This is a genomic window from Paraglaciecola mesophila (assembly GCF_009906955.1).
GTDB classification, from domain to species: domain Bacteria; phylum Pseudomonadota; class Gammaproteobacteria; order Enterobacterales; family Alteromonadaceae; genus Paraglaciecola; species Paraglaciecola mesophila_A.
Genome location: NZ_CP047656.1, coordinates 4815862 through 4828343, shown reverse-complemented (window position 1 = coordinate 4828343; position 12482 = coordinate 4815862). Strand labels below are relative to the sequence as shown.

Genomic DNA, 12482 nt, shown 5'->3' with positions numbered 1-12482 from the left:
TATTGACACTAACATTTGTACGGACAAATTTTTAATGAATAATAAATTAAGACCATTCGTTTTGATTTTTATCATGGGAGCCATGCTCGCTAGCACCGGTTTGGCGGACTTAGCTCACGCTTCTAGCAACGACGCATTAGCGCCGAAAAGCCAAGTAAAAGATGCGCTAGCCCTGCCCTTACACACAGTGACAATCGCCACGGTATCTTTGCAACAAAGTTTATTGTTTTATCGGGACGGCATGGGCATGACTGTTGAAGGCCCTTTAACGATCACTAAGACGTTAGAGCAAGCACAACGAAAAATGTGGAATATGCCTCCAGACGTGAGCTGGGAAACGTATCGCTTGTACCGAAAAGGGGTAGACAGCGCTATTCAGATCCGCTTGTTAGTGCTAAGTAAGCCAATGCCGAGTATTCACGACAGCTGGGATTCTCGTGAACTCGGTCCTTTTTCACTTGGGTTTCCCAACACGAATACTGTGGCACTGGACAAGCACATTCGCAAAGTCGGCTTTGGTGCGCTTAATGCCCTTGAAAGCTACCCTATTCCCCGTCCTGACGGTTCAAGTTATCAGATCGATGAGACTATCTTTAACGCACCTGACTTTAATCACGGAGTAGCGATAACCCGTGGCAATGGCATGGCTCAGCTTGGCCCGACCGACGAAAATGGAATAGGCGGTCCTGCCTACTCTGCCCAAGTGATCACGGATTCAGAGTCGCAATTAACGTTTTATACCCAAGTATTAGGTTTAGAGATCCGCTCTGATCGGGTATTTAAATCAGCTGGTGACAAAGGTGCGATGAATTTGCCCAATGGCAGCGAGTTTCGTTTCGCGATTGTCTACAGCAAAGGGGCAACAACAGGGCATATGTTGTTTGTTGACTTTCACAATATATCGCCGTTAAAACCTAAGCATCGCCCAAGTTTGCCAAATTTAGGTTTGGGCATGTGGAGTTTCCCTGTGCGTTCACTGCAAACCGTACTAGACAATGCAAAAGCCTATGGTACTGAGATTGTCAGCGTGCAGAAAAACCTCAATGATCCATTAATTGGTACCCGTGATGTAGCGACCATGCGCGCCCCAAATGGCTTTTTAATCGAAGTATTTGAGGTACAAGAATAATGCGCTCACTCTTCACATTACTCATAGTGTTTAGTTGGGTAAGTCATGCTCAGGATTTTACCTTAAAGGGCTTCACGGAAGCCGTTTTCATTGTCTCTGACTTAAACAAAAGCAGTCAATTTTATCAGGATTATGCGGGCTGGGAGGTACGCTCAAAAGCGCAAGTATCACCAGAACTTAGACAGCTGTGGCAACTGCCCGAACAGGCAAAATTACAACAGGTTTTACTGGCCAATAAGGGTGAGAAACGCGGATATGTTCGCTTGATTCAAATCGACAACGTACCACAACAAGTGATCCGCGCCAATACGCAGTCTTGGGATGTAGGCGGTATATTTGACGTAAATGTTAGAGTCGCAGATATGGCAAGTAAACGTAAGCAGTTGCAAGATGTTGGCTGGCGCGGAACCAGCGATCCCGTATCTTTTACTTTCGGCCCTTATGAGGTGTCTGAATGGATAACATCTGGTTTTGACGGTGTCAGTTTTGCCTTGATACAGCGACATAAACCCGTTTTGGAAGGATGGCCAAACGTAAAGCACTTTAGCCGCGTATTTAATTCTACCCAAGTGGTCAATGACATAGCGACTTCGCTGGCCTTCTACCGAGATGTGCTGGGCTTTCAAGTATATTTAGAGCACAAAGGCGCCAGTAAAAAAGAAGGCCCCAATGTCTTAGGTTTACCGTTTAACTTAACCACCGAGATACCGCGCTCAGTGTATATTTTACATCCACAAAAACGCAATGAAGGCTCCATAGAGTTGCTACAATTTCACGGTGCACAAGGAAAAAATGTCAGCGAATTGGCTTCTCCACCCAATTTAGGCATTGTCACCCTGCGTTTTCCAGTAGACAATCTACCTGCATTGCGTAGGCATCTGATTGAAAATAAAGTGGAAATCGTATCTCAAACCAACCTGACGTTAGCACCATATGGAAAGGTAGACATTATGGCAATCAGGACGCCAGATCGGACATGGATAGAATTCTATCAGGTAGTAAACACAATAATAAAATAGGCGAATCCCATGTCACTGGATATTAATAAAGTAGTTATAAAAACCTCATTGGCTTCATGCTTTGGTAGTCATTTTAAAGAAGTGGAAGGGGCAAATGCCTTCATTGACGAGTTAGCGCAAGATGCTGAAGAGATCTCATTTGAGCAAGGTGAATACGTGTTTCGAGAAAAAGATGCACCGGAATATGTATACATTCCCGAATCAGGCTCACTCATGCTCGAGCGCTCTACGGCATCTGGTTCACGCCAAGTCTTTGCTTTTCTCTTTACTGGGAACCTAGCTGGGCTGTCAGAAAGTGTGAGCTATAGCTTCAGTGCAAAAGCTTTAACCAATTGTGTGGTGATTCGTATCAGTCGTAAATTGATGCAAGACATCTTCGACAAATACCCTTCTGTCGCCAAACGCTATCATGATGTGACTGGTCACATTTTATCCTTGATATTGGATCAACTCTTTATCATGGGACAAAAATCTGCACACCAACGTCTGGCGCATTTCCTTCTTGATATGGAGCACAGGTTAGGTCGCGGTACCCATAGATTCTTGTTACCTATGAGTCGCCAAGACATTGCTGATTACTTAGGCATGAGTTTAGAAACCGCTAGCCGCGGCTTTAGCAAGTTAAAAAAAGACGGATTGATCGAGATTGAAAGTAATTATCAGATAACCGTACTAGACAACGACAAGTTGATTTCTTACGCGGATTAAAAACTCACATCTGATATACGAGAACGGATTAAGCACATGCAAGGGCATACAAACTGACACAGTTGATCATTGTCAATGCGCCCTGTGCAAATGGCGTTGATATTGAGGACTCATTTCAACAAAGTCACTTATCATAATAACGGAAACCAATCATGAAAATAACATCCTCTTTATTCACCTTTATGCTCTGCTTCTTGGTCAGCTCCCACGCTTTAGCAGAGCCTGTCAGTGAGGATAAACGCATTTCGGTGGATATACGTCGAACCACTTTTATTGTTAACGACATTGATACATCCCTAAAACTCTACCGTGATGCCCTTGGCTTAAATGTGATTTACGATCAGATGATTAACAGTCCTATGGAAAACGGTGAAACACGCAAGCGACGATTGGTGCTAATGCAAGCTAACGACACCTTTATTGGGGCGCTGGGATTACTACAATACATTCACCCTCTCAAGCCTCAGCGTCAGGAACATTTCGATGAACCGGTGCCAGGTGATCCGATTATGGTGATGAATGTGTCAGATTTAGACACCCGCTGGACAGCTGTTGAGCAATCACCTGAGGTGGCGGTGATAGAAGCACCTCATCATGTAGAATACCCTAGAGCTGACGGCGGGAAAATAGCAGTTATGGTGTCTATGATCCGCGATCCTGATGGCTACTGGATTGAAGTTAATCAATTATTAGATGCGCCAGCCAAAGCCAGCGATTAATGCATTAAACGCCGTAAAGCATAAACCTTATATAATGTAAACGGTTGAGCAACTGAATAACTATCTGATATTCAGTTGTTTTTTTCGCATCCTTGTTCTAAGAAATCATCACTCATTTACTGCACAACCAGCCCTTTCGGTTAAATGGCTTTGTTGATTTTTATCAAGCCACTGATGAGTATCCGGTGCTAGATTGGCCCTGCCATCAAAATAATAATATGTCCGTACATACCCACACACAACAGGAATGCCCATGACATTAATAATAAGAAAACTCCCTCTGGCGATTGCGTCTGTCTTAATGACCCAGTCGTTAACTACCCTAGCGCAAGACACTGCAGCAGCCTCCACTGCAGAAGATTCACTGGAAGTCATTGAAGTGACTTCTCGTAAAAAAGTAGAGTCTTTGAATCGTATTCCTGTGGCGGTATCCGCCTTTTCTGACGCCATGATTGAACAACAGGGTTTTCAGAGTATCGATGATATTGCCCGCTTCTCGTCAGGCTTAAGTTTCTCTAAAGCCTTCGGCCGCGCGACAGAACGCCCAGTTATTCGCGGTATGGGTAACGTACTTGCTGGCATACAGTTTGGCGTAGAGTCAGGCGCAGCCTACTTTATCGATGGCAATTATTACTCAGGTGATGTGCAAAGCTTAGACATGTCTGACATCGCCCGAGTAGAGGTCGTAAAAGGCCCGCAAAGTGCACTTTATGGGCGTAACTCTTACTCCGGTGCAATCAACTTTATCACCAAAGGGCCTGATCACGGTGATTTTACTGGCAACGTTAAGTTAAATCTGGCTCAAGACTCTGAACGCACCGCATCTGCTTACATCAGCGGACCGTTAACAGACTGGTTAGCCGCTAGCTTGAGCGTGCGAGATTACCAAGTAGATGGTGATGATGATTGGCGCAACATAGTGACCGATGAAATTGTGGGCGGTGAAGACACCCGCTCTGTAAGCCTAGTATTAGATGCTGAACCATCAGATAAATTTGGCCTGCGCTTTCGCCTTCAAAGTCAAGAAGACCGGGATGAAACCCGACCGTTTTTCTTTACCCCCAGCAGCGAAAACAACTGTGCTCCTGGCTATCGTTCGCTCTCATCTTGGGCAGCGTCAGGTTCAGCAAATAACTTTCAATACTTCTGTGGTGAAATTAAAAACCAACCTATTGCCCTGAACGACAAAGCAGATGCCGATGGCATACCGAATGAAGTCCCCGGCGTACCGGTGAATAGCTTTCTGCCCTCTGGCTCCACCTTCTTTGGCACCCCCTATGACACTGCCGATGGTACCGCTTACGATGGAGTGGGTCGCGATTTAATCATCTCTAGCTTGGCAATGGATTATGAAACGGATGCCGGCTATGCCCTGTCCTTGGCGTTAGGTTATCGCGATGATGATACGAGCACAGGTTCAGATGGTGATAACACCTCAGTCAACTACACGTTCGCACCTGGTCAAGAAGCCTTTTTCGCGAATACCTCTCGTCAAGAAACCAAAGATAAAACGGTCGAACTTACCCTACGCTCACCAGAAGGCAAGCTAGCGTGGATGGCAGGGGCTTTTTACTATGACCAAGACCGAGATAACTTTGATTTAACCTTTGAAGACACCAAAGTCGGTATATTCCAAGACAACAGCAGTGTAACAAACAAAGCCATTTACGCTTCTGTGGATTATCAGTTTAGCGATAAACTTGATGGAACATTTGAAGCGCGCTGGGCGGAAGAAGAAAAAACAGTGACCGAATTTGACCCAAGCGGCCAAGTCACATTTGATGCTGATGGCAATTGGAACAACTTTACCCCCAGAGCCACCCTTAATTACCGTTATGATGACAGCACTATTTTCTACGGTATCGTTGCCCAAGGGGTAAAACCCGGTGGCATTAACGGCTCAGCCGGTGCAGATACTGGCAAACCCACTTACGAACAAGAGGAAATCACCACTTACGAGTTAGGGATAAAAACCAGTGCACTAGACAATGTATACGCTACAGTTTCCATGTTTTATAACGACGTAACCGATGTACAGTTGACCACGCCATTAAACGTCCCCTCTGGCAATATCACCTCTGTTGCAACCAACCAAGGGGCTGGTGAGGTTTTAGGTTTAGAACTTGATGTTAATGCCCAGTTTACCGATAAATTATCTGGACGTTTCACTTACGCATTGGCTGACACCAAATTCACCAAGGGTTGCGACGACTTCCAGTGGTCACTAACCAGCGGCGGCGGTGTATTGACACCTGGCACCACAACAGGCACAGATTTTAGTGCTGATTTTGGCATAACCACCCCTGCCAGTTGCTCTATCGAGGGAAATGCTTTTCCTCTTAGCTCTAAACATCAGGCAAGTGCATTTTTAGAATATATCACGCCTATTTCTGGTGAGCTTGATGCTTTCTTTAACGTAGACGCCAGTTATGAGTCAAAGAAATACGTTCAAGTGCACAACTTAGCGTACGTGCCCAGCGCCATTATTATGGGAGCTAGAATGGGTGTAAACGGCGAAAACTGGCGAGTGAGTTTGTATGCTAGAAACTTAACAGATGAAGATGCCCCGATTTTGACATCCCGTTGGTTAGGTATTCCCTACTTTACTTTCTCTTCACTCAACACCGCCCCTGAAGGTGCAGATAATGGATCCCCTAGAGCCTTCTTCAGTGCTGCTCGTCGAGGTAGACAAGTGGGTATCGACATGACGTATCGCTTCTAATATTAGCCAGTATGCTATGTGAGTATTGAATAAGAAGCGGGGCCAATAGGCCCCGCTTCTGTTTATCCTGATTGCATCAACCTGCTAACCATATTTATTCCTAATCAACTAAGACTGTATCGCTGAAACACATCGTACTCAATGTATTCTTTTGACTTGTTTTTTTATTGCTGAGCCTAGATATATCTATCTCATTACATTGAATCAAAAGGAATTTTATGAATATTAGCCTACGTGATGTAACTAAAGACAACTGGCTGGATGTAATTCATTTAGAAATAACTAAAGAGCAAGAAAATTATGTTGCGTTAAACTCGGAGTCTATCGCCGAGTCAAGCTTCTACCCCCATTATGTGAATCGAGCTATTTATCGAGATAATGAAGTCGTCGGCTTTATCCAGTTTTACCAAGAATTGGAAGAAGGCCTACCAGATGAGTTTTACATTGCCCAGTTCATGGTTGATGTCAAATACCAGGGACAAGGAATTGGCAAAATCGCCACCAAACAAGTGATCAGCGAAATGAGTGCCATTCCTGAATGCAAAAAAATCACGATACTGTATATGCCTGGACACCATGCAATGCGTAAGTTCTATTCACAGTTCGGTTTTAAGGTAACCGAAGAAGACGAAAATGACGGGGTTGTGATGGAACTTGACGTTGTTTCTTGAGGTGTGAATGAATCATTATTCCCTATTTTATCCGTTAGCGACTACGAATTTACGCTGTCTTGGTCCGTTTCACTCTCTCTCGCTTATCACCTTCGTTGACCTCTCCTAGCAAAGAGGAATGTGATAATGGCTAAGGCACTCAGCTGGCGAAACAGTATTTTTTAGCTTAGAAACTAGCCTTTAGTTGAATCTCTTTACGCTGATAAACAGCATATAATAAGCAGCTATTATTGAATAAAAATAGTGTTTTGGTCTCGCCATCCCTCTGATAATAGCAAAGTAGTATACAAGTGCGTCCCTGTGTGACTAAATTCGTTATTACAACGACCTGAAAAGAAATTTAACAATATCCATTGTCATGATAAAAAAAGAGCACACATAAATGTTTAGAGCAAAATTGTGGGCAAACGAGTTGGATTATCGACGTACAGTGCTGAAGGTCGTACTGTGCATCATCATTTTTGCTGGCTCCATTTTTGTGGTCAATAATTGGCTGAATGGATTCAAAGTTTATGCATTAATTGAATTGGCGGTTGTTTTGTTTTCTGTTGGGTTGCTCGCGATTCATAAGAAAACACCTAATCTCACCCTTTGGTCTTCTTTATTTTTATTTGCCGTTTATACGGTTATTTTGATTGGTATATTCACCGTCGCGTTTAAAGCGGCCCTTTATACGTGGCTGTTCTTGATCCCAGTCCTTTCTTACCTGCTCCTTGGTATCACCTTAGGTAACCTATTTACCTGTGTGTACGTGATAACGGGCGTGGTCGCTTTGTGTAAAGCTTTGTTCTCTGATTCATCTGAAATACCTTTGATATCGGTAGTGAACATCAGCCTATGTCTATCGGCCATTTGGGCCCTGTCGTACACCTATGAATCAAAGAGAGCCTCCATGGTCAAACGATTACAGCAAATGGCATCTCTAGACCCTTTAACAGGTTTGCATAACCGATTGTTATTAGATTCCAGCTTCGAGATGCTCTGTGAAAGCCTACCAGAGCAACATCAAACTATGTCTATGTTGCTCATTGATTTAGACCACTTTAAAAAGGTAAACGACAAATATGGCCACGATATTGGTGATAAAGTGCTAATTGAAGTCGCTCGGCTTATCAATGAAACACGCCGCTTAAATGACTGGGCGTTCCGCCTAGGGGGAGAAGAATTTTGTATGCTTATCCCGGATACCAGCGAGCAGCAGGCTCAAAATATCGCTGAACGAATTCGTCTAGCAATAGAAAAAGACATAATGATTAAAAATGAAGACTTAACAATCAGTGTGAGCATTGGCGTTTCACACTGGCCCGAAGATGGCCAGACGTTGAACCAGATATACAAACTGGCGGATGAGAGACTATATCGCGCTAAGGAGACTGGGCGTAATAAAGTGATTGCTCGATAATTTGTACAATCAACTTTTTACCGCCCTTGAAACGCTAATATTTGCTCTGATGAGGGTTAGTTTAGGCGTTCACTGCTGGTATTTATTAGCTCTGAGGCTAATATTATTGTGCTTTTGGTACTTCTCTCTTTCCTCTACTCATTTCAATCAAACGGCTATACGTCCTGCGAAACTCGAAAGTCAGCGCGCCGTCTAAATACAGTTCTTCTAAGGGCACGTCGCAGCTTAAATAAAGCGTAACCTTTTGATCATACAACTCATCCACCAAGCTAATAAAACGTCGCGCTTTGTCATCATGCTTTGAGTATGACAACACTCTCTCACCTGTGCTCGTAGCCTGATTATCTCCCACTCCATCTTCAGTACCCCTAGCCTTGATCCAGCCTCTAACCTGAGCGCCTAGTTGAGGTACCTCGCTGAGCATCACTATGTCAAAGCGTGTCGCAATGTCCATGTAATCTAGTTGCGAGCGCGGCCCTTCACATAGTGCGCTAAACGTAAACCACACCACGCTCGGAACACTGTGGTCACGTGTTGCTCGACAAACCGGGATCTTGCGATGACATACCTCAATATTACCTTGAGTGATACAGGTTGCCTGCACGTTCTGGGTTAAGTCATCAAATACAGCTGGAAAATTAATACTGTCTTAAATTCCGACAAAATCGGAAACACGGCTACGTTCTTTGCCGCTCATGACCACTGAGTATACCCGGTGATCCACTTCCCCTTTAAGGTGCAGTATCTGTGTATGGCGTTGCAATAAGTCAATACACGGTAAAAACTTGTGTCGCGCCAAGCCATGCTCGTATAAGCGTTCGATAGGAATATTCGAAGTCGCAACCAGCACCACACCTTCGCTAAACAAACAATCGAACAAGCCAGACAAAAGCATCGCATCACCGATGTCTGATACAAAAAACTCATCGAAACACAACACTCTGTATTTATCACCTAGCGAAGAGGCGAGCCCTTTCGCTACCTTTGGCAATGGGTCTTGTTGCCCACTGTATTGTTTAAGCGATTGATGAACTTGCGCCATAAAGTGATGAAAATGCAGTCGTAACTTTCCTTTTTGCGGCAAACATTCATAAAACAAATCCATTAAAAACGATTTCCCCCTACCCACATCACCCCAAATGTACACACCTTTCACAAAACGGCTCTGACACTTAGGCTCTTCTATTAATTGCCAGTACACATTATCTAAAGCGGTAATAACTTGGTGTTGGGCGGCATCCGGCACCAATGTTCGCCCTATTAGTTCTCGGTATCGATTCAAGGGGAAGTTCACGGGTATCTGTGCGTTAGGCTTCGCCATACATCTCCTTCACTATGAGCCTGTGTGAATATGAAGTCAGCACACTGTAATCAAATAGCCTGATTCAGCCAAATATGTTTTCATTTAATTTCTTATAATTTTCCCTTAGGCGCAATGCTTTAAAGTTACGCTTAAGACGTCCTTTACTTTTTCCTCTATCGCTTCAAGCAATAGAATGATGTCTTGGTGATGATTAAGCTTGGCGAAATCAGTCAAATAACCTTTCTCAATTTTAGTGATTTTTGATCCGCTACCGTATCACCAACGGTTTGCGCTTCACCATTAGCGATAGCGGTTTCCAAGCCCATAAAATGCCCAATATTATGAGAATTGTGTTTCATCTTTGCTCTCTTTACATCTATCTGAATCTTGACACACCTACCTTATCGTAGGTACGACAATGTTATGCCTACCTACTATAAGCAATGCAACTAAGGGAAGAAAACACAAGGGGAAACGATCAGATGGGTAAAAGAGGAGGCTGGTTGTGCAAAAAACGCAATACAAAGGGAAGATAGAAAACGTAAAAACTGCCATAGCCCAGACTTTGCTGGGCTATGGGTTACCAAGTTGGGTTAGTCATTGTTATCTACATCTAACGCCATTTTCCAATTCCCTTGGGCGTCACGGCGATAGCCAATAACAACTCGTCCCTTCCCCCCTCCTTGTTCTTGGGTTGTCTTGTTGATTGTTTGCACATCAAAGTTAGCGACCACAATGGCAAAGTCGCCAAACATCTTTATGTCTGTGATATCTGTTTTACTTTTAAAATCAGCCACTTCCATGCGCGGACCATACTTATCACGCAACGCCTGCACCCCAACTGTTGTAGGTTGATGCTCATTGCAGATCACCACATCAGGATCACAGGTTGCCGCAAGCGCATCAATATCCCCCTTATCTAGGGCGATATTAAATTGCTCGAACGCGCTCTTTATTTTATTCAATTCATTCATTTTGATTTGCCTTGTCGTTAAGCTTTCATAAGCTACATATTTGATATGCTTGTTGTTAAATTAAGACTTGGTTCGTGTCCTACGACCAATGGATTTGACGGTTAACCACCTTGTTGAGGGAGCACTGGAACACCATTCGGGCAATCAATAAGATAACCCCATCCGCCATTCTCAAGTTTCTTCGCAACTTCTGTTGATTCCCCTTCAGCTAGAATATTGCCGTCAGTGCTAATCACTTGCCATTTGGCCCGAGTAAGCGCTATGTCACCTGTGATAACTTCACTAATAATGTCACTCTTTATCTGAGGGCGAAGCGCTAAAAAGCTAAGGAAAACCTGCCTTGCACCATCTAACCCTTTGTGCGGTGCTTCCTCAGGTGGAAAAAAATAACGCAGTCGGGATGGAACATTGACACGATGCCGTCTATGTCACCTTCTTGTAAAAACGCACTTACACAATGGGCGATGTCTCTTGGCCGCTTAGCTATACGACGCTGATTGTTCATAATATATTTCTCCTTCATTTGCGCGTACCAGACGCGAAGTCTTCAGTTGCAAAGCAATATAACTTGCCTTATTGTCTTAATAAATAAATCAATTGAAAACAAATCGTTCGGAATAATGAACAATGAAAAATGTCAATCTTAATGATCTTGCGGTATTTACAGAGGTCGTTCGAGCAAACGGTTTTCGCGCTGCCGCAGACAAGCTAAACCTTGCACCGGGATCAGTAAGTGAAATCGTTCAACGCATAGAAAGCCGCCTCGGGGTGCGATTAATTGAACGAACAACACGTAAAATTTCACTGACAAATGCCGGAGAGAGATTGTTAAAAAGGTCGATACCTGCCTTGGCAGAGCTTGAACATGCGCTAAATGATACACAAGAAGAACAAGACGCCTTGGCAGGGACACTACGTTTATCGGCACCAAAGAGCAGCTCACCGTTTTTTCTTGATGAGGTTATCACTGAGTTTGCAAGCACTTACCCAACAGTGGACATAGAAATTATCTATAACGATGAGAAAGTCGATCTAGTGACCTCGGGAATAGACGGTGCTATCCGCTCCCAGACCTTGCTGGAAAACGGCAGCCACAGTGTTGAAATTGGCCCTGAGCTAGAAATGACATTGGTTGCCTCCCCAGACTACTTTAAGCGAAAAGGCCTACCAACACACCCAACCGAACTCACGCAGCATGACGGCATTCGTTTTGGGTTTGGCAGTGCAGACAGACTTGCCCCCTGGGAGTTCAAGGATGAACAAAATACCCTGTATATGGTAAGACCTAAGCCACGAATGATAGTGAATGATCTGGTCTCTTTGCTTCATTTCGCCCAATCTGGGTTCGGAGTGACCTATGTTTATCGAAAACCAGCAGACGCATTAATTCGCTCGGGAAAGCTCATTTCAATTTTCGATGAATACATCCCTAACTTACCCCGCTATACAATTAACTACTTAACAAAGCGCCACATGCCAGCAAGACTGCGGGCGTTTATCGACCTAGCAAAACGTTTTTAAATGACATCAGTGCCACTAACATAGGACAAAGATTCGCTACATTCTGCCGCAAAACCTTGTCCTATTAATCATGTTCATTGCCTTGGCATGCACATAACGCTTGCTATTCTGACAGTAATACCAATTCCATTAAATAATTGGCCTCTCAGAATTCATCCAGCGGGTTTTGAACAAGGCGTCGGTGTGTAGTAATGGTTGTTCCCTTTCAAATACCGAGAACGTAGTGCAAAACCCGCTGGGGAATTCCCTTCGGGCGAATTTTAAAAGGACTTACTCTGTGTTGCTCAAACTCGAAAGAGCACCACTATTACTTC

Annotated in this window: 11 protein-coding genes and 1 pseudogene; 8 read left to right on the top strand and 4 right to left on the bottom strand. The window is 44.0% G+C overall.

Annotated features, from left to right (window positions below):
* Positions 1 to 34 precede the first annotated feature (34 nt).
* The 7 genes from FX988_RS20735 to FX988_RS20705 all read left to right on the top strand — a co-directional run bounded on the left by FX988_RS20735 (position 35) and on the right by FX988_RS20705 (position 8370).
* Positions 35 to 1129 carry a VOC family protein gene (locus tag FX988_RS20735; protein WP_160181959.1) on the top strand — a complete coding sequence of 365 codons (1095 nt, stop codon included), beginning with the start codon at positions 35 to 37 and terminating at the stop codon, positions 1127 to 1129.
* Positions 1129 to 2148 carry a VOC family protein gene (locus tag FX988_RS20730; RefSeq protein ID WP_160181958.1) on the top strand — a complete coding sequence of 340 codons (1020 nt, stop codon included), beginning with the start codon at positions 1129 to 1131 and terminating at the stop codon, positions 2146 to 2148. Before FX988_RS20735 ends, FX988_RS20730 begins: the two co-directional genes overlap by 1 nt.
* Positions 2149 to 2157: 9 nt before the next feature.
* The gene (locus FX988_RS20725; protein WP_160181957.1) at positions 2158 to 2856 is read left to right on the top strand and encodes a Crp/Fnr family transcriptional regulator; all 699 of its coding nucleotides are present in this window, start codon (positions 2158 to 2160) and stop codon (positions 2854 to 2856) included.
* A gap of 152 nt (positions 2857 to 3008) precedes the next feature.
* Positions 3009 to 3575, top strand: a complete 567-nt coding sequence (locus FX988_RS20720) for a VOC family protein (RefSeq protein WP_160181956.1) — start codon at positions 3009 to 3011, stop codon at positions 3573 to 3575.
* Positions 3576 to 3828: 253 nt separating this feature from the next.
* Positions 3829 to 6297, top strand: coding sequence for a TonB-dependent receptor (locus FX988_RS20715; protein ID WP_160181955.1), 2469 nt, complete (start codon positions 3829 to 3831; stop codon positions 6295 to 6297).
* Between the two features lie 218 nt (positions 6298 to 6515).
* Positions 6516 to 6968, top strand: coding sequence for a GNAT family N-acetyltransferase (locus FX988_RS20710; protein ID WP_160181954.1), 453 nt, complete (start codon positions 6516 to 6518; stop codon positions 6966 to 6968).
* A gap of 382 nt (positions 6969 to 7350) precedes the next feature.
* On the top strand, positions 7351 to 8370 hold the full coding sequence (locus tag FX988_RS20705; RefSeq protein WP_160181953.1) for a GGDEF domain-containing protein: 1020 nt from the start codon (positions 7351 to 7353) through the stop codon (positions 8368 to 8370).
* A gap of 103 nt (positions 8371 to 8473) precedes the next feature.
* On the opposite strand, the pseudogene zapE reads toward FX988_RS20705, so the two are convergent.
* The 4 genes and pseudogenes from zapE to FX988_RS21850 form a co-directional block, all read right to left on the bottom strand.
* A pseudogene (gene zapE / locus FX988_RS20700) lies at positions 8474 to 9691 on the bottom strand (cell division protein ZapE).
* 212 nt (positions 9692 to 9903) lie between these two features.
* A complete protein-coding gene (locus FX988_RS21855; protein WP_302849966.1) occupies positions 9904 to 10032 on the bottom strand; it encodes a hypothetical protein in 129 nt (42 codons plus the stop codon).
* 234 nt (positions 10033 to 10266) lie between these two features.
* Positions 10267 to 10647 (bottom strand): YybH family protein, encoded by a 381-nt coding sequence (locus FX988_RS20695; RefSeq protein WP_160181952.1) that lies wholly within the window; start codon positions 10645 to 10647, stop codon positions 10267 to 10269.
* A 101-nt stretch (positions 10648 to 10748) separates the two neighbouring features.
* Positions 10749 to 10883: a hypothetical protein gene (locus tag FX988_RS21850; protein ID WP_302849965.1), complete on the bottom strand. Its 135-nt coding sequence runs from the start codon at positions 10881 to 10883 to the stop codon at positions 10749 to 10751.
* Positions 10884 to 11274: 391 nt separating this feature from the next.
* Here FX988_RS21850 and FX988_RS20690 point away from each other — a divergent pair, with 391 nt between their 5' ends.
* The gene (locus FX988_RS20690; protein ID WP_160181951.1) at positions 11275 to 12168 is read left to right on the top strand and encodes a LysR family transcriptional regulator; all 894 of its coding nucleotides are present in this window, start codon (positions 11275 to 11277) and stop codon (positions 12166 to 12168) included.
* Positions 12169 to 12482 lie beyond the last annotated feature (314 nt).

Excerpts from the sequence above, each read along its gene's own strand:
- FX988_RS21855 (WP_302849966.1), bottom strand. The coding sequence starts at position 10,032 with ATGAAACACAATTCTCATAATATTGGGCATTTTATGGGCTTGGAAACC.
- FX988_RS20735 (WP_160181959.1), top strand. The coding sequence starts at position 35 with ATGAATAATAAATTAAGACCATTCGTTTTGATTTTTATCATGGGAGCC.
- FX988_RS20690 (WP_160181951.1), top strand. The coding sequence starts at position 11,275 with ATGAAAAATGTCAATCTTAATGATCTTGCGGTATTTACAGAGGTCGTT.
- FX988_RS20715 (WP_160181955.1), top strand. The coding sequence starts at position 3,829 with ATGACATTAATAATAAGAAAACTCCCTCTGGCGATTGCGTCTGTCTTA.
- FX988_RS20695 (WP_160181952.1), bottom strand. The coding sequence starts at position 10,647 with ATGAATGAATTGAATAAAATAAAGAGCGCGTTCGAGCAATTTAATATC.
- FX988_RS20720 (WP_160181956.1), top strand. The coding sequence starts at position 3,009 with ATGAAAATAACATCCTCTTTATTCACCTTTATGCTCTGCTTCTTGGTC.
- FX988_RS20710 (WP_160181954.1), top strand. The coding sequence starts at position 6,516 with ATGAATATTAGCCTACGTGATGTAACTAAAGACAACTGGCTGGATGTA.
- FX988_RS20730 (WP_160181958.1), top strand. The coding sequence starts at position 1,129 with ATGCGCTCACTCTTCACATTACTCATAGTGTTTAGTTGGGTAAGTCAT.
- FX988_RS20705 (WP_160181953.1), top strand. The coding sequence starts at position 7,351 with ATGTTTAGAGCAAAATTGTGGGCAAACGAGTTGGATTATCGACGTACA.
- FX988_RS20725 (WP_160181957.1), top strand. The coding sequence starts at position 2,158 with ATGTCACTGGATATTAATAAAGTAGTTATAAAAACCTCATTGGCTTCA.